The organism is Caballeronia sp. HLA56, assembly GCF_054655155.1.
Genome location: NZ_BAAHOB010000005.1, coordinates 2,165,754 through 2,188,076, shown reverse-complemented (window position 1 = coordinate 2,188,076; position 22,323 = coordinate 2,165,754). Strand labels below are relative to the sequence as shown.

The 22,323-nt window shown below is 64.3% G+C and carries 18 protein-coding genes; 7 read left to right on the top strand and 11 right to left on the bottom strand.

Features of this window, described 5'->3' with window-relative positions; all coding sequences use genetic code 11:
• Window positions 1-21 precede the first annotated feature (21 nt).
• Genes thiD through lplT form a run of 4 tightly spaced genes read right to left on the bottom strand, consistent with a single transcriptional unit; the run spans window position 22 to window position 3,675 of the window.
• Window positions 22-834 carry a bifunctional hydroxymethylpyrimidine kinase/phosphomethylpyrimidine kinase gene (thiD, locus tag ACYQ47_RS29800; protein WP_250525736.1) on the bottom strand — a complete coding sequence of 271 codons (813 nt, stop codon included), beginning with the start codon at window positions 832-834 and terminating at the stop codon, window positions 22-24.
• A 16-nt stretch (window positions 835-850) separates the two neighbouring features.
• Window positions 851-1,492 carry a thiamine phosphate synthase gene (thiE, locus tag ACYQ47_RS29795; protein ID WP_250525737.1) on the bottom strand — a complete coding sequence of 214 codons (642 nt, stop codon included), beginning with the start codon at window positions 1,490-1,492 and terminating at the stop codon, window positions 851-853.
• 11 nt (window positions 1,493-1,503) lie between these two features.
• Window positions 1,504-2,319: a hydroxyethylthiazole kinase gene (gene thiM / locus ACYQ47_RS29790; RefSeq protein ID WP_459908310.1), complete on the bottom strand. Its 816-nt coding sequence runs from the start codon at window positions 2,317-2,319 to the stop codon at window positions 1,504-1,506.
• 48 nt (window positions 2,320-2,367) lie between these two features.
• Entirely contained in the window at window positions 2,368-3,675 is a 1,308-nt protein-coding gene (gene lplT / locus ACYQ47_RS29785; protein WP_244827740.1) for a lysophospholipid transporter LplT, read from the bottom strand.
• Window positions 3,676-3,969: 294 nt separating this feature from the next.
• On the opposite strand from lplT, the gene alr reads away from it, so the two are divergent.
• The 3 genes from alr to ACYQ47_RS29770 all read left to right on the top strand — a co-directional run bounded on the left by alr (window position 3,970) and on the right by ACYQ47_RS29770 (window position 6,905).
• Entirely contained in the window at window positions 3,970-5,040 is a 1,071-nt protein-coding gene (gene alr, locus ACYQ47_RS29780; protein ID WP_244827741.1) for an alanine racemase, read from the top strand.
• A gap of 42 nt (window positions 5,041-5,082) precedes the next feature.
• Entirely contained in the window at window positions 5,083-6,471 is a 1,389-nt protein-coding gene (gene radA / locus ACYQ47_RS29775) for a DNA repair protein RadA (RefSeq protein ID WP_459908307.1), read from the top strand.
• A 170-nt stretch (window positions 6,472-6,641) separates the two neighbouring features.
• Complete coding sequence (locus ACYQ47_RS29770; protein WP_244827743.1) at window positions 6,642-6,905, top strand: DUF2866 domain-containing protein; 264 nt, start codon at window positions 6,642-6,644, stop codon at window positions 6,903-6,905.
• A 153-nt stretch (window positions 6,906-7,058) separates the two neighbouring features.
• Here the strand turns inward: ACYQ47_RS29770 and ACYQ47_RS29765 are convergent, their stop codons facing one another.
• Window positions 7,059-8,999, bottom strand: a complete 1,941-nt coding sequence (locus tag ACYQ47_RS29765) for an ATP-binding cassette domain-containing protein (protein ID WP_459908305.1) — start codon at window positions 8,997-8,999, stop codon at window positions 7,059-7,061.
• A gap of 144 nt (window positions 9,000-9,143) precedes the next feature.
• Between ACYQ47_RS29765 and ACYQ47_RS29760 the strand changes: the two genes are divergently transcribed.
• On the top strand, window positions 9,144-9,635 hold the full coding sequence (locus ACYQ47_RS29760; protein ID WP_459908303.1) for a glutathione peroxidase: 492 nt from the start codon (window positions 9,144-9,146) through the stop codon (window positions 9,633-9,635).
• Between the two features lie 4 nt (window positions 9,636-9,639).
• Here the strand turns inward: ACYQ47_RS29760 and cls are convergent, their stop codons facing one another.
• From cls to dapC, 6 genes are all read right to left on the bottom strand, one after another.
• The gene (gene cls, locus ACYQ47_RS29755; protein WP_459908301.1) at window positions 9,640-11,154 is read right to left on the bottom strand and encodes a cardiolipin synthase; all 1,515 of its coding nucleotides are present in this window, start codon (window positions 11,152-11,154) and stop codon (window positions 9,640-9,642) included.
• Between the two features lie 150 nt (window positions 11,155-11,304).
• Window positions 11,305-12,192: a 50S ribosomal protein L3 N(5)-glutamine methyltransferase gene (prmB, locus tag ACYQ47_RS29750; protein WP_459908299.1), complete on the bottom strand. Its 888-nt coding sequence runs from the start codon at window positions 12,190-12,192 to the stop codon at window positions 11,305-11,307.
• A gap of 31 nt (window positions 12,193-12,223) precedes the next feature.
• The gene (gene dapE / locus ACYQ47_RS29745; protein ID WP_459908297.1) at window positions 12,224-13,363 is read right to left on the bottom strand and encodes a succinyl-diaminopimelate desuccinylase; all 1,140 of its coding nucleotides are present in this window, start codon (window positions 13,361-13,363) and stop codon (window positions 12,224-12,226) included.
• Between the two features lie 95 nt (window positions 13,364-13,458).
• A complete protein-coding gene (locus ACYQ47_RS29740) occupies window positions 13,459-13,818 on the bottom strand; it encodes an ArsC family reductase (RefSeq protein WP_370652105.1) in 360 nt (119 codons plus the stop codon).
• Between the two features lie 2 nt (window positions 13,819-13,820).
• Window positions 13,821-14,648 carry a 2,3,4,5-tetrahydropyridine-2,6-dicarboxylate N-succinyltransferase gene (gene dapD / locus ACYQ47_RS29735; RefSeq protein WP_244827749.1) on the bottom strand — a complete coding sequence of 276 codons (828 nt, stop codon included), beginning with the start codon at window positions 14,646-14,648 and terminating at the stop codon, window positions 13,821-13,823.
• A 43-nt stretch (window positions 14,649-14,691) separates the two neighbouring features.
• The gene (gene dapC, locus ACYQ47_RS29730) at window positions 14,692-15,942 is read right to left on the bottom strand and encodes a succinyldiaminopimelate transaminase (protein ID WP_459908294.1); all 1,251 of its coding nucleotides are present in this window, start codon (window positions 15,940-15,942) and stop codon (window positions 14,692-14,694) included.
• A gap of 279 nt (window positions 15,943-16,221) precedes the next feature.
• Between dapC and ACYQ47_RS29725 the strand changes: the two genes are divergently transcribed.
• The 3 genes from ACYQ47_RS29725 (at window position 16,222) to ACYQ47_RS29715 (ending at window position 22,250) form a co-directional block, all read left to right on the top strand.
• On the top strand, window positions 16,222-17,181 hold the full coding sequence (locus ACYQ47_RS29725) for a DMT family transporter (protein WP_459908292.1): 960 nt from the start codon (window positions 16,222-16,224) through the stop codon (window positions 17,179-17,181).
• 135 nt (window positions 17,182-17,316) lie between these two features.
• Window positions 17,317-20,832 carry a chromosome segregation protein SMC gene (smc, locus tag ACYQ47_RS29720; protein WP_459908290.1) on the top strand — a complete coding sequence of 1,172 codons (3,516 nt, stop codon included), beginning with the start codon at window positions 17,317-17,319 and terminating at the stop codon, window positions 20,830-20,832.
• A gap of 173 nt (window positions 20,833-21,005) precedes the next feature.
• A complete protein-coding gene (locus tag ACYQ47_RS29715; protein ID WP_244827753.1) occupies window positions 21,006-22,250 on the top strand; it encodes a cell division protein ZipA C-terminal FtsZ-binding domain-containing protein in 1,245 nt (414 codons plus the stop codon).
• The last annotated feature ends 73 nt before the right edge of the window (window positions 22,251-22,323 follow it).

Below are 22,323 nucleotides of genomic sequence, written 5' to 3'. Positions count from 1 at the left end.
CGTTCAGGCGCGCGCCGACCGCTACCACCAGCGATAAAAATGATGCACCGGCCCGACGCCGTGCCCGACATCGAGCCGCGCGCTCGCTTCGATCGCTCCCGTGAGATAGCGCTTCGCTTCAGCCGCCGCGCTCGCGAGATCGTCCGTTTGCGGAATCAGCGCCGCAATCGCCGACGACAACGTGCATCCCGTCCCGTGCGTATTCTTGAGCGGCACGCGCACACCGTTAAGCCGCATCGAACCGCTTGCCTCGACGAGCCAGTCGGGACTATCGGCCGAAACAAGATGGCCGCCTTTCATCAGCACCGCGCGCGCGCCGAGCGAGCGCAACGCTTCGCCCTGACGGACCATTTCGTCTTCGTCGACGGCCGGCGTCGAGCCGAGCAGCGCCGCCGCCTCCGGCAGATTCGGCGTCACCAGCGTGGCAAGCGGAAGCAGTTCGTCGCGCAACGCCGCCACCGCTTCCGGCGCGAGGAGCGCGTGATTGCTCTTGGAAATCATCACGGTATCCAGCACGACATGCGTCGGCTTATGCCGCCTGAGCGCATCGGCGACAGCGCGCACGATATCCGCGTTCGCCAGCATGCCGATCTTCACCGCGTCGATGCGAATGTCGTCGAACACGGCATCGAGTTGCGCGGTGATGAACGCCGCTTCCGGCGCATGCACGGCCGTGACGCCGCACGTGTTCTGCGCCGTGAGCGCCGTGATGACGCTTGCGCCGTACGCGCCGAGCGCGGAGAACGCTTTCAGATCGGCCTGGATACCCGCGCCGCCGCCCGAGTCGGAACCGGCGATGGTGAGCACGTTGGGGATGGTTTTCGTATCGGCCATAAGGTGACGGTGAGGTTCAGGCGCGTTCGATGATCTCGCGCAAGACGCGCGACGCGTCGCGGGGATCGGCCGCCTTGCAGATTGCGGAGACGACGGCAAGACCCGCGGGTTTCGCGCGCATGACATCCGCGGCATTGTGCGTCTGAATGCCGCCGATCGCCACCGTGGGCAAACGCGCATCGGCGACGAGCGCAGCCAGGCCATCGATACCGCATGGCGCCGATGCATCGGTCTTCGTCGGCGTGGCGTACACCGGTCCCGCGCCGAGGTAATCGACGGTTCCTCGTAGCGCGTTCGCCGCGTCGAGTTCGGCGCGATCGGCCACCGACAAACCGATGATCGCATCCGCGCCCAGCAAGCGCCGCACGGCGTCGGCCGGCAGATCGCGCTGCCCGACATGCACGCCATCGGCCCCGACTGCAAGCGCGACATCCACCTGATCGTTGATGATGAGCGGCACGCCATGCGCACGCGTGAGCGGCAGCAGATCGCGCGCGAGCTCGTACCACGCGCGCTTGTGCCACTCGGGCGCGCGTAATTGCAAGATGGTCGCGCCGCCTTCGAGCGCCGCGCGCGCCACGGCAAGCGCCGCAGCGTGTCCGCCGCACTGCACGGGATCGAGCACGAGATAAAGCGAAAGATCGAAGGAAGGCCGCATTTGCCGAGCGATCAGGAAAGCGCGACGTCACGCGTGACGAGCGTCTGCCCGAACGCGTTCTCGTCGAGTGAGGCCAGCCGGTCGAGATACGCGACCGCGAAACTGCCGGGCAGGGCGGCATCGCGCGCGGCGAGTTCGCCCGCAATCGTCGTATGGGCGATGGCCGCGACCGTCGCCGCGAAGTGTTCATCGCGCGATGTCGCGGTGGCGATGAACGCCGCGACCGTCGCCGAGAGCGCGCAGCCCACGCCGGTTACGCGCGTCATCAGCGGCGAGCCGTTCGACAGCGCGACGACCTGCCGGCCATCGGTGATGTAGTCGGTGGCGCCCGTCACCGCGACGACTGCCTGTGTCCTGAGCGCGAGGATCTGGGCGGCGTCGAGCGCGGCGTCGGTGGCGGCGGTGCTGTCCACGCCGCGTCCGCTTGCAGCGCCGCCCGAGAGACTGATGATCTCGGATGCGTTGCCGCGTATGACCGCTGGCGTGAGATCGAGCAGTTCGAGCGCGAATTCCGTGCGGAACGTAAGCGGGCCGACCGCGACCGGGTCTAGCACCCACGGCGTGCCGGCGCCGTTGGCGGCATCGACGGCGGCACGAATCGCGCGGGACTGCGGGACATCGAGCGTGCCGAGATTGACGGAGAGCGCGCCCGCGATCGGCGCGAATTCACCGACTTCCTCGCGCGCGACGACCATGGCCGGCGCGGCGCCGATGGCAAGCAGCACGTTGGCCGTGAAGTTGGTGACGACGAGATTCGTCAGGCAATGCACGAGCGGCGCATGACCGCGCACGCGCGTGACGAAGGAATAGAGATCGGCGGAAAGCATGATGGAAGAAGATTAGCCGATGCTACGAGCAAAGCGTGCCGCGCGCCTTCAATGCCGCGCTTCGCCGATCAGCGCGACGGAATCGAACGCGCGCTGATTCGCCTGATGCCGCCGCATGACGAAGTACATCATCAGGCACACGAAGGTGCCGAACAGCACGATCACGAACTGGATCGGCACGTCGAGCCACACCAGCACGGCGTAGAGGCACAGCATGACGAGCACGGAGAGATTCTCGTTGAAGTTCTGCACGGCGATCGAATGGCCCGCCGACAAGAGCACGTGCCCGCGATGCTGGAGCAGCGCGTTCATCGGCACGACGAAGAAGCCCGACAAGCCGCCGACGATCATCAGGAACAAATAGGCGACGAGCAGATACCCCGGAAAGTGCATCTTGCCGAAGTAGATGCCCCAGTGCGCGGGAAAGAGGTGGCGCGTGTAGAACGCCATCAGCATGACGGCGATGCCCATCATGATGCCCACCGGCAACACCGACAGCGAGCGCTTGAGCGGCACGCGCGCCGCCGCGAGCACCGCGCCGACCGCGACGCCCACCGCGATCACCGCCTGCAAGATGGCGGCCTGCGAGAGCGTCATGCCGAGCGACACTTCGGCCCATTTCAGTACGATGAACTGCAAGGTCGCGCCCGCGCCCCAGAAGAGCGTGGTGACCGCGAGCGAGATTTGTCCGAGCTTGTCGTGCCAGAGCGTCACGAAGCAACCGGCGAAATCGGTGATGAGCTTGATCGGCCGCGTTTCCTGCTTCGGATAACGCGCGCCGGTGTCGGGAATGCGCAGGTTGAAGATCGCGGCGATTACATACATCAGCACGATCACGAGCATGGCGGCTTCGGCGGGCGTATTGACTTTCGGAATGTGCAGACTGAGCAGATGCCCGGCGATATGCGGACTGATGAGCGCGCCGCCCATGACCGTGCCCAGGATGATCGACCCGACCGTGGTGCCTTCTATCCAGCCATTGGCGGCAACGAGCCGGTCGGCGGGCAGCAGTTCGGTGAGAATTCCGTACTTCGCGGGCGAGTAGGCCGCCGCGCCGAAGCCCACGATGCCGTAGGCCAGTAGCGGATGTGCGCCCACCAGCATGGTGATGCAGCCGACGACCTTGATGGAATTGGTGACGAACATCACCCGGCCCTTGGGCCGCGAGTCCGCGAAAGCGCCGACGAAAGCCGCGAGTACCACGTAGGAGAGCACGAAGAACAGCTTCAGGAGCGGCGTCATCCAGTTCGGGGCGTGAAGGTCTTTCAGCAGTGCAATGGCAGCAATCAGGAGAGCGTTGTCAGCCAGCGATGAGAAAAACTGCGCGGCCATGATGGTGTAAAAACCTTTTTTCATCTGATCCGAAGCTTTCCTCACTGCGGGTGATCCGCCCCGCCCGCCGGACATGCCGCTTGTCTTGCGATCGGGCTTATGCCTTTCGAAATGGGTTGTGCGCACGGCTTTATAACACGAAAATAGGCGCATTCTGACTAGCAGTAATCTCGATGACGCTCGAAAAACAGACGATCGTCCGCGAGTTTGTTCTTAAGATACTGATTCGCAAGGCGTCTTTGAGACCCGCAGCACGCAATGCCACGCTGGCGTATGCTCGCCCTTCCGACTGCCCGAACCGCAATTCCACACACGCTCATGCCGCGCCCCCTTTCCGCCACCATTCACACCGCCGCACTCGCCAACAATCTCTCCGTCGCACGAAAGCACGCGCCGAAATCCAAAATCTGGGCTGTCGTCAAGGCCAATGCTTATGGCCACGGACTTGCGCGAGCGTTCCCCGGACTTCGGGCAACGGACGGCTTCGGGCTTCTGGACCTCGAAGAAGCCGTAAAGTTGCGTGAATTGGGTTGGGCCGGGCCGATTCTTCTGCTCGAAGGCTTCTTCCGGCCGACCGATATCGACGTGATCGACCGCTACAGCCTGACCACGGCCGTGCATTGCGACGAGCAATTGCGCATGCTGGAAATGGCGCGGCTGTCCAAGCCGATCAATATCCAGTTGAAGATGAATAGCGGCATGAACCGGCTCGGCTACGTGCCCGAGCGGTTCCGCGCCGCGTGGGAGCGGGCGCGGGCGGTGCAGGGCATCGGACAGATCACGCTCATGACCCATTTTTCCGATGCCGACAGCGAACGCGGCGTCGCGCATCAGCTGGCGGCGTTCGAACGCGGCGCGGAAGGCATTGCGGGGGCGCGCAGCCTGTCGAACTCGGCGGCGGTCCTGTGGCATCCGGCCGCGCACTTCGACTGGGTGCGGCCCGGCATCATTTTGTATGGCGCGTCGCCGTCGGGCGTGACGGCCGATGTCGCGAATCTCGGGCTGCGTCCGGCCATGACGCTTTCGTCCGAGCTGATCGCCGTGCAGACGGTCGAGGCGGGCAGCAGCATCGGTTACGGTTCCACTTACACGGCGGGACAGGCCATTCGCATCGGCGTGGTGGCGTGCGGTTATGCGGACGGTTATCCGCGCGTGGCGCCGGAAGGCACGCCCGTTATCGTCGATGGCGTGAGGACGAAACTCGTCGGCCGCGTGTCCATGGACATGCTCACGGTCGATCTCACGCCGGTTCCGCATGCGGGCATCGGCTCGCGCGTCGAACTGTGGGGCCCGAATCTGCCTATCGACGATGTCGCCTCTTCGTGCGGCACCATCGGCTATGAATTGATGTGCGCGATCGCGCAACGCGTGCCGGTACGCGCGGAATGACCCAGGCATCGAACTTCAACCGGACTTATAGCAAGGCAGCGCGTGGCAAAAGCAGCGAAAGCAAAGACGCTCTATATCTGTAGCGAATGCGGCGGACAAGCGCCGAAATGGACCGGCCAGTGTGCCGCGTGCGGGGCGTGGAATACGCTCGTGGAGTCGGTGGAGCAGGGCGCTTCGGCGCATCGCTTCCAGGCGCTCGCGAAGAGTTCGCCGGTGCAGCGGCTCGCCGACATCGAGGCCTCCGACGTGCCGCGTTTCACCACGGGCGTCGGCGAGTTCGACCGGGTGCTCGGCGGCGGTCTCGTGCCGGGCGGCGTGGTGTTGATCGGGGGCGATCCGGGCATCGGCAAATCGACGTTGCTTTTGCAATCGCTTGCGGAAATTGCCCGCGAGCGGCGCGCGCTCTACGTGAGCGGCGAGGAATCCGGCGCGCAGATCGCGTTGCGCGCGGCGCGGCTCGGCCTGACGGGCGCGCGGGACAGCGCCGTCGGCGACCTCGGCTTGCTCGCGGAAATCCAGCTCGAAAAAATCCAGGCGACCATCGACGAGCAACGGCCGGAAGTCGCGGTCATCGATTCGATTCAGACCATCTATTCCGAAGCGCTCTCCTCCGCGCCCGGCTCGGTCGCGCAGGTTCGCGAGTGCGCGGCGCAGTTGACGCGCATCGCCAAGCAGACCGGCACCGCGATCATCATGGTCGGCCACGTGACCAAGGAAGGCAGCCTCGCGGGGCCGCGCGTGCTGGAACATATCGTCGATACGGTGCTGTACTTCGAAGGCGATACGCACTCGTCGTTCAGGCTCGTGCGCGCCTTCAAGAACCGCTTTGGCGCGGTCAACGAACTCGGCGTGTTCGCCATGACCGAGCGGGGCTTGCGCGGCGTGGCGAATCCGTCGGCGCTCTTTTTGTCGCAGCACGAGCAGAGCGTGCCGGGGTCGTGCGTCCTGGTGACGCAGGAAGGCTCGCGGCCCTTGCTCGTCGAGGTACAGGCGCTCGTCGACACCGCGCACGTGCCCAATCCGCGACGCCTCGCGGTCGGGCTCGAACAGAACCGGCTCGCGCTCTTGCTCGCGGTGCTGCATCGGCACGCGGGCATCGCGTGTTTCGATCAGGACGTGTTCCTGAACGCCGTCGGCGGCGTGAAGATCACCGAACCCGCGGCCGATCTCGCCGTGCTTCTCGCCATCCATTCGTCGATGCGCAACAAGCCGCTGCCGAAGGGCCTCATCACGTTCGGCGAAGTGGGACTCGCCGGCGAGATCCGGCCTTCGCCGCGCGGACAAGACCGGCTCAAGGAAGCGGCCAAGCTGGGCTTTTCGGCCGCGCTGATTCCGAAGGCCAACGCGCCGAAGCAGCCTATCGACGGGCTGAACGTGATCGCGGTGGATCGGATCGAGGAAGCGATCGACCGCGTGCGCGACCTGGAGTGAGCTCCTGGCGCGCTTGGTCGGAGCTTCGTAATGCGGCGTAAAAATGTCGCGTCGATATGTAACCTGATTCGCGCGCGATCTTCTTATCCTTACAGGGCTACGGAACCGGCCGGCTTCGTCTGCTGTCTCGACACAGGCGAAGTGATTGCAAGGATCGAGAGGACCACGCTTTGAACCACATCAAATCAACGCGGCCCAAGCCCGCGTTTCATCTGCGCGGGTGCCGTGTCTCCGCGCCGCTGCAGCAGCCTTTCGGTGGCGGATGCCGGATCGTCGAATGGATCGACGGTGAAGGGCAGATTTCGCGCCGTGTCGTCGCGGCCGATGCCACCGAGGACGAAGTCGTCGCGACTATCCGCCGCCATGTGACGGGGCGCAAGCACGTGCTCGTCGATGACGAACGGCAACCAAGGCAGACCTTGCCGCGAAGGTGAAATTCGTGGCGGCGGCGTGGGTGAACGTGTTGCGTGTCGATCTGTGAAGGGTTCGCGCTTCCTACGAAGCACGGTGGCGTTCGAAGGCTTGCGGCGCGCCAGGCACGCGAAGCTACGTGAGTCCGGCCGCTGGATGAGCGCGCCGCAAAGTCATCACCCGATCTGCTCAAGCTCTTCATGCGCTTCCAGCCACTCCATTTCGAGCGCCTCCAGCCGCGCGCCGACTTCGCCTTGCCGGCGAATGGTGTCGGTTAGCTTCGTTTTCATCGCGGCCTCGTAACTCGCGGGATCGGCGACGAACGCATCGAGCGTGGCTTTTTCCGCATTCAGCGCATCCATTTCCTTTTCTATCTTCGCAATGCGCGACTGCAGCGGCTTCTTCAGATGCGCGAGCTTCTGCCGCTCCTGCGCCTCCAGACGGCGCTGTTCCTTGCGGTTCTGCGTGCTGTCCTGCGTGTCTGCGTTCGTGGACGACGCGCCATTCGCGTCCTTTGCCGCCGCGCGCGTTTCGGCGGCGTGTTGCAGCAGCCAGTCGCGATAATCGTCGAGATCGCCGTCGAACGGACTTAGACGATGCTTCGCCACCAGCATGAAGGTGTCGGTCGTCGCGCGCAGCAAGTGCCGGTCGTGCGACACGAGGATCAGCGTGCCTTCGAACTGCGCGAGCGCCATGGTGAGCGCGTGGCGGGTTTCGAGGTCGAGGTGATTGGTCGGCTCGTCCAGCAGCAGCAGATTCGGCTTCTGCCAAATGATGAGCGCCAGCGCGAGCCGCGCCTTTTCGCCACCGGAAAACGGCGCGATTTTCGCGGTCGCCATTTCGCCCGAAAAGTTGAAGCTGCCGAGAAAGTCGCGCAGTTCCTGCTCGCGCGTGTCGGGCGCAAGCCGCGCGAGATGCTGAATGGCGGAGTCGTCGGGACGCAGCGTTTCGAGCTGATGCTGCGCGAAGTAGCCAATCTGCAAGCCCTTGCCTTGCCGCACGCTGCCGGACAGCGCGGCAAGCGTGCCGGCGAGCGTCTTGATGAGCGTCGATTTACCCTGCCCGTTCGCGCCGAGCAAGCCGATGCGCTGACCGTTTTGAATCGACAGCGTCACGCCTTCGACAATCGGAATCTCGATGCCCTCGGTGCGATAACCGCAGCGCACGTCTTCCATCACCATCATCGGATTGGGCGCGGCGTCGGGCGCGCGGAACTCGAACGTGAACGGCGAGCTCGCATGCGCGGGCGCGATCAGCTCCATCTTCTCCAGCGCCTTGACACGGCTTTGCGCCTGCTTGGCCTTGGTCGCCTTGGCCTTGAAGCGGTCGATGAAACTCTGCAGATGCGCCACCGTTCTCTGCTGCTTTTCGTAGGCGTTCTGCTGCAAGGCGAGCTGCTGCGCGCGCAGCACTTCGAACTGGCTGTAGTTGCCGCCGTAGCGCTTGATCTGACGATTCTCAAGATGCAGCGTGACATTGCAGACCGCGTCGAGAAATTCGCGGTCGTGCGAAATCACGACGAGCGTGCCGGGATAACGGCCGAGCCAGTCTTCGAGCCAGATGATTGCATCGAGGTCCAGGTGATTCGTGGGTTCGTCGAGCAGCAAGAGGTCGGACGGACACATCAGCGCCTGCGCCAGATTCAGGCGCATGCGCCAACCGCCCGAGAAGCTCGTCACCGGTTCGCGTGTCTGCGCGAGCGTGAAGCCCAGGCCGAGCAACAGCGTTTCGGCGCGCGCGGGCGCGGTGTAGCCGTCGGCATCGGCGAAAGCGGCGTGGGCTTCGGCTTCGGCCGCGCCGTCATGCGCCGCCGAAGCCGCCGCGATGCGTGCCTCGATAGCCCGCAGTCGCGTGTCGCCGTCGAGCGTGTAGTCGAGCGCCGTGCGGTCCACGGCGGGCGTTTCTTGCGCGACATGCGCAATGCGCCACGAAGGCGGCAGCGCGAAATCGCCGCCGTCCGCGTGCAACTCGCCGCGCAACACGGAAAAGAGCGTGGATTTGCCCGCGCCGTTCGCGCCGACGAGACCGGCTTTCTCGCCCGGATTGAGCGTGAAGCTGGTCTCTTCGAAAAGCGGCTTGGTGCCGCGGGAGAGGCTGAACTGGTTGAAGCGAATCACGGGAAATGGCGGCGCGGCATGAGGGAAACCGCTATTTTAGACTGCGGCCACGAAGCGCCGGGGGTCGTCCGTTCGGCCAATGGCGGTAAGTGGCGCGCGGTAGTAGCATCGCCTTTCTTCGAATCTTTCCAGCGGGAGCAACTCATGAGTGCAGCAAGCGACGACATTTACGCGTTCAAGGCCGAGACGCTGGGCGGCGAGACGGTGAACATCGACCAGTATCGCGGCAAGGTGCTTTTGATCGTGAACACCGCGAGCGAATGCGGCTTCACGCCGCAATACAAGGGTCTGCAGGAAGTCTATGAGCGCTTCGCGGCGCGCGGTTTCGAAGTGCTCGGTTTTCCCTGCAACCAGTTCGGCGCGCAGGAACCGGGCGATGCCACGCAGATCGGCAGCTTCTGCGAAAAGAACTACGGCGTCACGTTCCCGATGTTCGCGAAAATCGACGTCAAGGGGCCAAATGCGCATCCGCTCTTCAAATATCTGACATCGAAGGAACCGGGCGTGCTCGGCACCGAGGTCATCAAGTGGAACTTCACGAAGTTTCTCGTGAACCGCAACGGCGACATCCTGAAGCGCTACGCGTCGCTGACGAAACCGGAGTCGATTGCCGAGGACATCGAAAAACTGCTGTAGCGCCTTAGAGGATAGGCGAGAAGAGGCGCGCGACGTGCATGGCCATGCGTCGCCAGGACGCCGCGCCGCGATAGTCCTCGCGGTCGATCTCATACGAAAGCGCGAAGTCGGCGAGCAGCATGCTTTCGACTTCACGCGCGAAAGCGTTGTCGACGGTCAGCACCATGACCTCGAAGTTGAGGCGAAAGGAGCGGTTGTCGAGATTGGCGCTGCCGATGGCCGCGCCGACATCGTCGACGAGCACGACCTTTTGATGCAGAAAACCCGGCTTGTAGCGGAAGATGCGCACGCCCGCCTGCAACAGATCGTAGGCATACAGCTTCGATGCCGCGAACACCACGCGATGATCGCGCCGGCTCGGAATCAGGATGCGTACATCGACGCCACGCATCACGGCAAGGCGCAGCGCGGAGAACACGGCTTCGTCGGGAATCAGATAGGGCGAGGTGATCCAGACACGTTGGCGCGCCGCGTTGATCGCCTCGACGAAGAAGAGCGAACAGGTCTCCTGTTTGTCGGCCGGGCCGCTCGACAACACCATGCAGTGCATGTTTTCGTCCGAATGCGGCGCGGGGCCGAGCTCGGGCAGGCGTTGCGTGGCCCAGTACCAATCTTCCGTGAAAACGAACTGGATGCTCGCCACGGCGGGGCCGCGCACCTCGACGTGGGTATCGCGCCAGGGCGTGAGGCGTGGATTGCCGCCGAGATACTCGACGCCCACATTGTGTCCGCCGACGAACGCGCGCTTGCCGTCGACCACCACGATCTTCCGGTGATTGCGGAAGTTGATCTGGAAGCGGTGCACGAACTTGCGCTTGGCCGCGAACGGATGCGCCTGTACGCCGCTCGCACGCAGCGCATTCACGTAGCGATGCGGCAAGTCGAAGCTGCCGATGCTGTCGTAGAGAAAATAGACGCGCACGCCCGCTTTCGCCCGCGCGATGAGCATTTCCTTGAGCAACTCGCCGAGCGCATCGGCGCGCACGATGAAGAACTGCACGACGACATAGTGCTCGGCCGCTTCGATGGCGGAGAGAATCGCGGAGAACGTGGCGTCGCCGTTGACGAGCACGCGCACCGAGTTGCCGCGCAGGAACGGCATGCCCGAGAGGCGCTGCAAAGTGCGAATGGTCGGATTGCCGAGATAGCTCGCCGGTCCCGGCGCGATCTCGCCGCGCACGCCCGACGCGTCGAGCAGCGCGCCGGCTTCGTCGCGATGATTCGGGAGCGGCTGAGGCGCGTCGCTGCGATCCGTCGAGTCCCATTCGGCGGGTTTCGAGCGGCTGCGCAGAATCTCGATTTCGAGCCGACGCGCGTCGATATAACCCGCGAACTTGCTGCGGCCGAGAAACAGATAAGGAATGAGCGTGAAATAAGGCATGGCCACGAGCGACACCGCCCACGCCACCGCGCCCTGCGAGGTGCGCGTATTGATGATGGCGTGAATCGCCGCGATCACGCCGAGCACATGCGCGGCTATCACGAGCGTGCCGAGGTGTAGCCAGTCTGCTGCTTGCATGGAATGCCGTTGGTCCGATGACGACGCGTGCAGCCTGCACGGCGCGACAGCAAATGCGCTGCCGCGAGGATGCGTCATATTACCGAACCTTGGGCGCAAGTCGCGGCCCGAAAAGGACCGCGCTTGCGTTGAAACAACGCCGCTGAAGGCTCAGGCCGGCAGGTCGGCGGCCTGGATCAGGAACACGTTGTCGTCGCCGGCGCTGGTCGAGAGCCAGATCAGATCGAGACCGCCGAGCGCCGCTTCGACATTGGCGCGTTCGTTGCCGATCTCGACGACGAGCACGCCGTCTTCGGTCAGCCACTTGCTCGCCTCGTGCACGATACGCCGCACCACGTCCATGCCGTCCGCGCCGCCCGCGAGCGCGAGTGCCGGCTCGTGGCGATATTCCTCGGGCAGCGACTGCATGGCGGTGGCGTTGACGTATGGCGGGTTCGTGATGATCACTTCGTAGCGCGCGTCTTGCGGCAGCGGCGCATACAGGTCGCCTTCGTAAAGCGAGATGCGTTCGTCGAGTTCGTAGTCGTCGACGTTGCGGCGCGCGACCGCGAGCGCATCGGCGGAGATGTCGACGGCATCGATATCGGCGTTTTCGAACGCCTGCGCCGCGAGCACCGCGAGGCAGCCCGAACCCGTGCAGAGTTCGAGCACGCGCGTGACCTGGTCGGGGTCGGCCACGTAAGGCTGCAAGCCGTCCTGCAGCAATTCGCCGATGAACGAACGCGGCACGATCACGCGCTCATCGACGTAGAAACGGTGTCCGTGCATCCACGCTTCCTGCGTGATGTAGGCGGCGGGCACGCGTTCCTTCGCGCGGCGCTCGATCACTTTCATGACGGCGTCGATTTCGGTGTCGAGCAGGCGCGCGTCGAGAAACGGGTCGAGCGTGTCGAGCGGCAGATGCAGCGTATGCAGAATCAGATACGCGGCTTCGTCATTGGCGTTGGTCGAACCGTGGCCGAACGAGAGTCCGGCCTGTGTGAAGCGCGTAACGCCAAAGCGCAGCAAGTCGCGCAGGGTGGTGAAGGGCAGCGCCATCGAATGGCTCCTTGTGTGACGGGTAGAGGCTTTAAGCGACGAGTTGTTCGAGCACGCGGCGGTAGATGTTCTTCAGCGGCTCGATGAATCGCACTTCGACATGTTCGTCGATCTTATGGATGGTGCCGTTCGGCGGACCGAATTCGATCACCTGCTTGCAGATGCGCGCGATGAAGCGCCCGTCCGACGTGCCGCCCGTGGTCGACAGTTCCGTCGCCACGCCGGTTTCGTCGCGGATCGCTTTTTCGAGCGCCTCGGAGAGTTCGCCGCGCGGCGTCAAGAAGGGCAGGCCGCTCACGGTCCAGGTCAGGTCGTAATCGAGGCCGTGCTTGTCGAGAATGGCTTGCACGCGGCTTTGCAGACCTTCGACCGTGCTCGCGGTCGAGAAGCGGAAGTTGAACATCAGGTCCGCGTTGCCGGGAATAATGTTGGTCGCGCCCGTGCCGGAATGCAGGTTCGAGACTTGCCACGTGGTCGGCGGAAAGTATTCGTTGCCGTCGTCCCAGCGCTCCGCCACGAGTTCGGCAAGCGCCGGTGCGAGCGCATGCACCGGATTTTTCGCGAGATGCGGATACGCGATATGCCCTTGCACGCCCTTGACGACGAGCTTGCCTGTCATCGAGCCGCGCCGGCCGTTCTTGACCATGTCGCCGAGCGTGGCGTTCGAAGTCGGCTCGCCGACGATGCAGTAATCGAGTCGCTCGCCGCGCGCCTTCAAGGCTTCGACGACCTTCACGGTGCCGTCGGTGGCGGGGCCTTCTTCGTCGCTCGTGATGAGAAAGGCGAGCGAGCCGCGATGCAGCGGATGGTTCGCGACGAACTCTTCGCTCGATACGACGAACGCCGCAAGCGAGGCCTTCATGTCCGCCGCGCCGCGCCCATAGAGCTTGCCGTCGCGCTGCGCCGGGGCGAACGGCGGCGAGGTCCATTGTTCGAGCGGGCCTGTGGGCACGACATCGGTGTGGCCGGCGAAGGCAAGCAGCTTGCCTTGCGATCCGTCCGTGCCGCGCTTGACCGCCCACAAGTTCGTGACGCCGCCCGAGGCGATGGTTTCGCAGTGAAAGCCGATCGCGGCGAGGCGTTCGATCATCAGCGCCTGACAATGCTGGTCGTCGGGCGTGACGGACGCGCGTTCGATCAATGCTTCGGTGAGGGATAAGGTGCCGGACATGGTGTCTTGACGTTGATGCGATAAAAAATGCCGGCGCAGGGGGCCGGCACTCGTGGCGCGTCAGTGACTCGGAAAAGCGAAGTCACCGCACGGGATCATGCGAAGATCGTCTCGTACTGCTCGGCCGAAAAGCCGAGCGTCTTCACGCGCCCGTTCACGACGACGACCGGCCGCTTGATGATCGACGGCTTGTGGATCATGAGCGCAATGGCGCCCGAGGTGGTATCCGCTTCGGCCTTGTGCACGTCCGACAGCCCGCGCCAGGTCGTGCCGCGCTTGTTGATGAGCTGGTCGAGCGGCACGTCTTTCAGCCAGTCCTGCACCAGCGCGTTCGACACGCCGGCTTTCTTGAAGTCGTGAAACTCGAACGGCACGCCATGTTCCTCCAGCCACACGCGTGCTTTCTTCACCGTGTCGCAATTGGGAATGCCGTACACGACCGTTGTCTTCGCCACGATCAGTCGCCTCGCAGCAGTTCGTTCAGGCCAACCTTGGCGCGCGTCTTGGCGTCGACCTTCTTGACGATGACCGCGCAATACAGGCTGTGCGAACCGTCCTTCGAAGGCAGGTTGCCCGCGACCACCACCGAGCCCGCCGGAATGCGGCCGTAGCTCACCTGACCGGTTTCGCGGTCATAGATCTTAGTGCTCTGGCCGAGATACACGCCCATGGAAATGACCGAATTTTCCTCGACGATCACGCCTTCCACCACTTCCGAGCGCGCGCCGATAAAGCAGTTGTCCTCGATGATGACCGGATTCGCCTGTAACGGTTCCAGCACGCCGCCAATGCCCACGCCGCCCGACAGATGCACGTTCTTGCCGATCTGTGCGCACGAACCGACGGTGGCCCAGGTATCGACCATGGTGCCTTCATCGACATAAGCGCCAATGTTGGTGTACGAGGGCATCAGCACCACGTTCTTCGCGATGAACGAGCCGCGCCGCGCGATGGCCGGCGGCACCACGCGGAAACCGCCTGCCGCGAAGTCTTCGGGCGTGTAGTTCGCGAACTTCGAGGGCACTTTGTCGTAGAACTGCGAGTAGCCGCCGGCGGGCATCGGCGCGTTGTCTTCCAGACGGAACGACAGCAGCACCGCCTTCTTCAGCCATTGATTCACGACCCAGTCGCCGTCGCGCTTTTCGGCGACACGCAACGCGCCCTTGTCCAGTTGTTCGATGGCATGGGCAACGGCTTCGCGGACTTCCGCGGGCGCGGCCTTGGGCGACAGTTCAGCGCGGTTTTCCCAGGCTTGATCGATGATGCTCTGAAGTTGTTGCGACATAGTTGGTATCGAGGATGATGGAGAGATGGACTGGCCGCGCCCGTCACGGCGAGGCGGGTGCCGTGACCGGCGACAGCGTGCGGCAGAATTCGACGATACGGCGGGCGCCTTCGACACATTCCTCGACGCCGGCGACGAGCGCGATGCGCACGAAGCCTTCGCCCGGATTCGTGCCGTGCGCCGTGCGGGCGAGAAAGGACCCCGGCAGGACCGTCACATTATAGTCGGCGTACAGACGCGCGGCGAACTCGGTATCCGTGAGACCGGTCTTGGCGACGTTGGCCCACAAATAGAACGCGGCGTCGGGCAGACACACGTCGAGCACCTCGGCGAGCATGGGCGTGACGGTTTCGAACTTCCGCAGATACTTCGCGCGATTGTCGCGAACGTGCGTTTCATCCTGCCACGCGACCACGCTCGCTTTCTGAAACACCGTCGAAAGCGCCGCGCCATGATAGGTGCGATACAGCAGGAAACTTTTGAGGATAGCGGCGTCGCCAGCGACGAAGCCCGAGCGCATGCCGGGCACGTTCGAGCGCTTCGACAAGCTCGACAGCATGACGAGACGCTCGAAACCGCGATTCAGCTTGTGCGCGGCTTCGAGGCCGCCGAGCGGCGGATTGGCTTCGTCGAAATAGATTTCCGAATAGCACTCGTCGGAGGCAATCACGAAGCCGTGCTTGTCCGACAGCGCGAAGAGTTCGCGCCAGTTGTCGAGCGTGAGCACGGCGCCTGTCGGATTGCCCGGCGAACACACGTAGAGCAGTTGCGTGCGCGCCCAAATTGCTTCGGGCACCGTCGAGTAATCGCACGCGAAGTTGCGCGACGGGTCGCTATTGACGAAGTAAGGCTCGGCGCCCGCGAGCAGCGCCGCGCCTTCGTAGATTTGATAGAACGGGTTCGGACAGAGTACGATGGGCGGCTCGCCCGATGCCGCCGCGTGACTCGCGCCGCGGCTGTCGACAACGGTCTGCGCCAGCGCGAACAAGGCTTCGCGCGAACCGGAAACGGGCAGCACTTCGGTGGCGGGATTGAACGAAGGCAGACCGTAGCGCGTCATCACCCACTTGGCGATGGCTTCGCGCAAGGGCGCGCTGCCGAGCGTTGCCGGATAGCTCGCCATGCCGTCGAGCGAATCGATGACGGCGTCGCGTATCAGCGCGGGCGTGGGATGCTTCGGCTCGCCAATACCGAAGCTGATCGGCGTGAATCCGGCGCGCGGCTCGATGCCGTGAAAAAGCAGACGCAGCTTTTCGAACGGATACGACTGAAGTTTCTGGAGTAGTGGATTCACGGCGTGACCGGTTTGCGGTTATGCGGTTAAGCGTCTGTACGTATGTATGAGCGAACGGCATCCGACGCATGCGTGCAGCGGGCTTGAAGAAGAGCTTCGTCGCGACACGACGAACACGCGAAATGCACACGCAAGAGCACGAGATTATAGCGCGCGGCCTTATGCCGGACGCGTTGCAGCAAAGGACAAACGAATAATGAGCCTCATGAAAGGCGCACTGGTACAGCCGGTTGATCACGATGAGATGCGCGCAATCGCGCAGCCGGCCGGAGTAACACGATGAGCAGCCGCTTCCACGACGCCGGCCCGACGCTCGCCATCATGATCGGCGCATCGGTCTGGGGCCTCGTGTGGTATCCCATGCGCATGCTCGCCGCCATGGGCCTTTCCGGCACCGCCGCCAGCGCAAGCACGAGCGCAGTCGCCTGTCTCTTCGTGCTGCTGTTCCGGCATCGCTCGATCAAGAGCCTTTCGTGGCATTGGCTGCTCTTCGCGCTTGGACTCGCGGCGGGCGTGACGAGCATCGGCTTCGTCTGGGGCGCTATTCACGGCCAGGTGATGCGCGTGCTGCTGCTGTTCTATCTCACGCCCGCCTGGACCGCGATCTTCGCGCACTTCATCCTGAAGGAACGCCTGACTCGCGTGGATGCCGCGCTGTCCTTGCTGTCGCTCGCGGGCGCGGTCACCATGCTGTGGTCGCCCGAACTCGGCCTGCCGTTGCCCGCCAATCTCGCGGAATGGGCGGGGCTCATGGGCGGCATGGGCTTTTCCATCAGCAACGTGCTGGTGGTGCGCATCACGCGCACGCTTCCGGCAATGAAGCCGGAGATGCGCACGGCGGTGATCTTCGGCGGCGCGGCTATCGTCGCTTCGCTCGTCACCGTGTTCGAGCCGATGCCCGCGCCGCCTTCAGCCGCGCAATTGGGCACGGTCGCGTCGATCGTGCTGGGCCTCGGCGTCGTGCTCGCGGTGAACAACATGATCGTGCAGATCGGCCTGGCGCGCGTGCCCGCCAATCGCGCGTCGATCATCATGCTGTTCGAACTCGTCGTCACCGCGCTGTCGTCGTGGCTCTTCGCGCATGAAGTGCCGGGCCCGCGCGAGTGGGCCGGCGGCGCGTGCATCGTGGCGGCTTGCGTGCTGTCGGCATGGGTGCATCGGCAGCGAAAAGAAGCCGCTGAAAATACATCGCGCGATGAAGGCGCAGGCAAAAAGAAATCGAGACGGGCGATGGTATGATGGTGACCGCTCGCCGGGTAGGGCTTTAAGCTCATGCCCGGGCCTCGACTGCCTTCAAGGCGAGCATGATCGACGGGCCGCTGTGCGGCCTGTCTGCTATTTACCTCCGTATTCATCTCAAACAGCGAAATCGCCGTGCGTCTGACCTCGATCAAACTCGCTGGCTTCAAGTCCTTCGTCGATCCCACGCATTTCCAGGTCCCCGGCCAGTTAGTCGGCGTGGTCGGTCCGAATGGCTGCGGCAAGTCAAACATCATCGATGCCGTGCGCTGGGTGCTCGGCGAATCGCGCGCGTCCGAACTGCGCGGCGAATCGATGCAGGACGTCATCTTCAACGGCTCCACGGCGCGTAAGCCGGGCAGCCGGGCAAGCGTCGAACTGATCTTCGATAACGGCGACGGCCGCGCCGCCGGGCAATGGAGCGCATACGGCGAGATCGCGGTCAAGCGCGTGCTCACGCGCGACGGCACCTCCAGCTACTACATCAACAACCTGCCCGCGCGACGCCGCGACATCCAGGACATCTTCCTCGGCACGGGCTTAGGTCCGCGTGCTTACGCGATCATCGGCCAGGGCATGATCGCGCGCATCATCGAGGCCAAGCCTGAAGAACTGCGCGTGTTTCTGGAAGAAGCCGCGGGCGTGTCGAAGTACAAGGAGCGCCGCCGCGAGACGGAGAATCGTCTGCACGATACACGCGAGAATCTGACGCGCGTGGAAGACATCGTCCGCGAGCTCGGCGCGAATCTCGAGAAGCTCGAAGCGCAGGCGGTCGTCGCGACGAAGTACAAGGATCTGCAGGCCGAAGGCGAGGAAAAGCAGCGCCTGTTGTGGCTTTTGCGCAAGAACGAAGCGGGCAACGAGGCCGAGCGGCAGCAACGCGCTATCCGCGACGCGCAGATCGAACTCGAAGCCCAGACCGCGCGTCTGCGCGAAGTGGAAGCGCAACTCGAGACGCTGCGTGTCGCGCACTACAGCGCGAGCGACGCCATGCAAGGCGCGCAAGGCGCGCTCTATGAAGCCAACGGCGAAGTGAGCCGGCTGGAAGCGGAGATTCGCTTCATCGTCGAATCGCGCAATCGCGTGCAGGCTCAGATCGCCGCGCTCAACGCGCAGCGTGAGCAATGGCAAATGCAGGCGCAAAAGGCGCGCGACGAAATCGGGACGGCATCGGAAGCGCTCGCGGAAGGCGAAGAGAAAGCAGTCATCGCGCGGGAAAACGCTGCCGCAAAGCATGACGAACTCCCGGCGCTCGAAGCCCGGTGGCGCGACGCGCAGACGCATCTGAACGAAGAACGCGCTGGCATCGCGCGCGCGGAGCAGGCGTTGAAGCTCGAAGCGGCGCATCAGCGCAACGCGGATCAGCAGCTTCAGCAGTTGCAGCAGCGCGAGGAGCGGCTCAGGACCGAATCGAAAGGACTCGACGCACCCGACGAAGCGCAACTCGAAGAACTGCGCATGCAGCTCGCCGAGCATGAGGAAGTACAGAGCGAAGCGCAGGCGCGTCTCGCCGATGCGCAGGAAACCGTGCCGCGTCTGGATGCCGAGCGCCGCGCGGCGCAGGAGCGTGTACAGGCCGAAAGCGCGCAGAATCATCAGCTCGAAGCGCGGCTTGCTGCCTTGCGGCAGCTTCAGGAAAGCGTTCAGACCGAAGGCAAGATCCAGCCGTGGCTCGACAAGCACGAGCTCGGCGCGCTGCCGCGCCTCTGGAAGAAGCTGCATGTCGAAGCGGGCTGGGAAGCGGCGCTCGAATCGGTGCTGCGTGAGCGGCTGGCGGCGCTCGAAGTATCGAATCTCGACTGGATCAAGGCTTTCGCCGCCGACGCGCCGCCCGCCAAGCTCGCGTTCTATTCGCCGCCCGTCGCCGGCAAGCCGCTCGACACGCCGCAAGGCTTGCGGCCGTTGCTGTCGCTCGTGCGCATCGACGACCCGGGCTTGCGCGCGGTGCTGAACGAGTGGCTCGCCACGACCTTCATCGCCGACGACATCGGCCAGGCGCTCGCGGCGCGCACGCAATTGCCGGAAGGCGGCGCGTTCATCGTGAAGGCAGGGCATGTGGTGACGCGTGTCGGCGTGCAGCTGTACGCCGCCGATTCCGAGCAGTCGGGCATGCTCGCGCGTTCGCAGGATATCGAAAATCTCACGCGGCAAGTGCGCGCGCAGGCATTGCTCGCCGACGAAGCAAAGGCCAACGCGGTACGCGCAGAAGCCGCGCATACCCAAGGCTCGCAAACTCTTGCCGATGCCCGCGCCGCCGCCGAACGCGCGACGCAACGCGTCCACGCGCTGCAACTCGATGTGCTGAAGCTCGCGCAGGCGCATGAGCGCTACACGCAGCGCAGCACGCAGATTGGCGAGGAACTCGAGGAAATCGTCGCGCAGATCGAGGAACAACGCGCGCTGCGGGCCGAATCCGAGGCGGCGTTCGAACATCACGACACGGAGCTCGCGCAATTGCAGGCGCGCTTCGAAGACAACCAGATGGCGTTCGAAGCGCTCGACGAAACGCTAACGGCCGCCCGTCAGGAACTGCGCGAACTGGAACGCGCCGCGAGCGACGCGGGTTTCGCCGCGCGCGGCCTTGCCGCGAAGATCGAGGAATACAAGCGCAACATCGACACGGCGCACGACCAAAGCGAACGCGTGGCGGCATCGCTCGAAGATGCGCGCGCCGAACTCGAAACCATCAACGAACAGACGGCGCAGACGGGCTTGCAGGACGCGCTCGAAGTCCGCGCGGCACGCGAGGAAGCGCTGCACGCCGCGCGCGTCGAACTGGACGATCTGACGGCGCGTCTGCGTGCCTCCGACGAACAGCGGCTACTCGCCGAACGCTCGCTGCAGCCGCTGCGCGACCGCATCAACGAATTGCAGTTGAAGGAGCAGGCCGCGCGCATCAGTGGCGAACAGTTCGTCGAACAGTTGCAAGCAGCGGGCGTCGACGAAGCCGAACTGCAGGCGAAGCTCACGCCGGACATGAAGCCTTCGTATCTGCAAGGCGAAGTCACGCGTCTGAACAACGCGATCACGGCGCTTGGGCCGGTCAACATGGCGGCGCTCGAAGAACTCGTCGCGGCCACCGAGCGCAAGCAGTTCCTCGACGCGCAATCGGCGGATCTGAACGACGCCATCGGTACGCTGGAAGATGCAATCCAGCGAATCGACCAGGAAACGCGCGCGCTGTTGCAAGGCACGTTCGACGAAGTAAACCGACACTTCGGCGAACTGTTCCCGCGGCTGTTCGGCGGTGGCCAGGCCAAGCTCATCATGACGGGCGACGAAATCCTGGACGCTGGCGTACAGGTCATGGCGCAGCCGCCCGGCAAGAAGAATTCGACCATTCACTTGCTGTCAGGCGGCGAGAAAGCGCTTACCGCGACCGCGCTCGTGTTTGCGATGTTCCAGTTGAACCCGGCGCCGTTCTGTCTGCTAGACGAAGTGGACGCGCCGCTCGACGACGCCAACACGGAACGCTTCGCGAATCTCGTGCGCGCGATGTCGGTCAAGACGCAGTTCCTGTTCATCTCGCACAACAAGATCGCGATGGAAATGGCGCAGCAACTGATCGGCGTGACGATGCAGGAGCAGGGCGTATCGCGCATCGTCGCGGTGGACATGGAGTCGGCGGCGGGCTTCGCCCAAAACGGCTGAAGCGCGCGACGCAGCACCAGGATTTGAATGAGTGGCAGGCCGGACGCTGATCCGGCCAGGCGCGCAGGCGCGGAGTGGTGCGCAAAAGACCCGAGGCGTGATGCCGGAACGCGGTCCGATGCGTGCGACAGATCGCGCGGCGCTTCGTAACCCAAAAGAACGATGGAGCGTGCATGGACGAGTTGACACTCGGTTTGATCGGAGCAGGAGCCGTGGTGGTGGGCGGCGTGGTGGTGTATAACGCGTGGCAGAGCGCCAAGGTGCGCCGCAAGATGCCGCGTCCGATGCCCGACGAGGCAGCCGACGCGCTCGCGCGTCAGGAGACGGACGACGAGCAACCGTTTATCGAACCGGTGCGCCAGCCGCGTCGCGAGCCGGTTTCGAGCGAGAGCGAAGCGCGCGTCGAGCCGAGTTTTGGCGGCGTGAGCCTTGCGGCCGAGCCGGCGCCCGTCGCGCCCGCGCCTATCGCTCCGGCTGACACCGCCGTCGATCTGCAGGCTGAAGCCACCGCCGCCGATGAAGCGGAACTCGCGAGCATCGACGAAGACGGACGCAACGAGCCGACCTTGCCCGCCACGAACACCATTTCGTCGGCGCCGCCGGCGCTGGTCGATCGCCGCATCGATTGCGTCGTGCCCATTCGCCTTGGTGGACCCGTTGCGGGAGACCGCGTGTTGCCGCTGGCGCAGCGTCTGCGTCGCGCGGGCACCAAGCCCGTGACGATCGAAGGCAAGCCCGAGGGCGATTCGACCTGGGAATTGCTGCGCAACGGCGCGCGTTATGAAGAGTTGCGTGCCGCCGCGCAACTGGCAAACCGCAGTGGCCCGCTCAACGAACTCGAGTTTTCCGAATTCGTGACCGGCGTGCAGCGTCTGGCCGATGCCATCGACGGTTCGCCCGAGTTTCCGGACATGATGGAAACCGTGGGTATGGCGCGCGAGCTGGACGCCTTCGCCGCCCAGTGCGACGCGCAGCTCTCCATCAATATCCTGTCCGACGGTGCGCCGTGGTCGGCCAACTACGTGCAGGCGGTGGCCTCGCAAGACGGGCTTTTGCTCTCGCGCGACGGCACGCGTTTCGTGAAACTGGATGCGAAGCAGAACCCGGTTTTCATGCTCCTTTTCGGCGATACCAACTTCCTGCGTGACGACCTCACGTACAAGGGCGGCCAGATGATCACGCTGGTGCTCGACGTGCCGGTGGCGGACGAAGACATCCTGCCGTTCAGGCTCATGTGCGATTACGCCAAGTCGCTGTCCGAGCGTATCGGCGCGCGGGTCGTGGACGATCAGCGCCGGCCGTTGCCGGAATCCGCGTTGCTCAACATCGAAAAGCAGTTGATGACGCTGTACGCCAAGCTTGAGCAGGCGGGCATGCCAGCAGGCTCGCCCGCCACGCGGCGGCTCTTCAGCCAATAAGCGCGAGGTCTCACGGCGCGCTCGTCTTTTAGCGTGCAGCGGGCTTCGTAATTGCGCCCCCGACCGGGGCGCT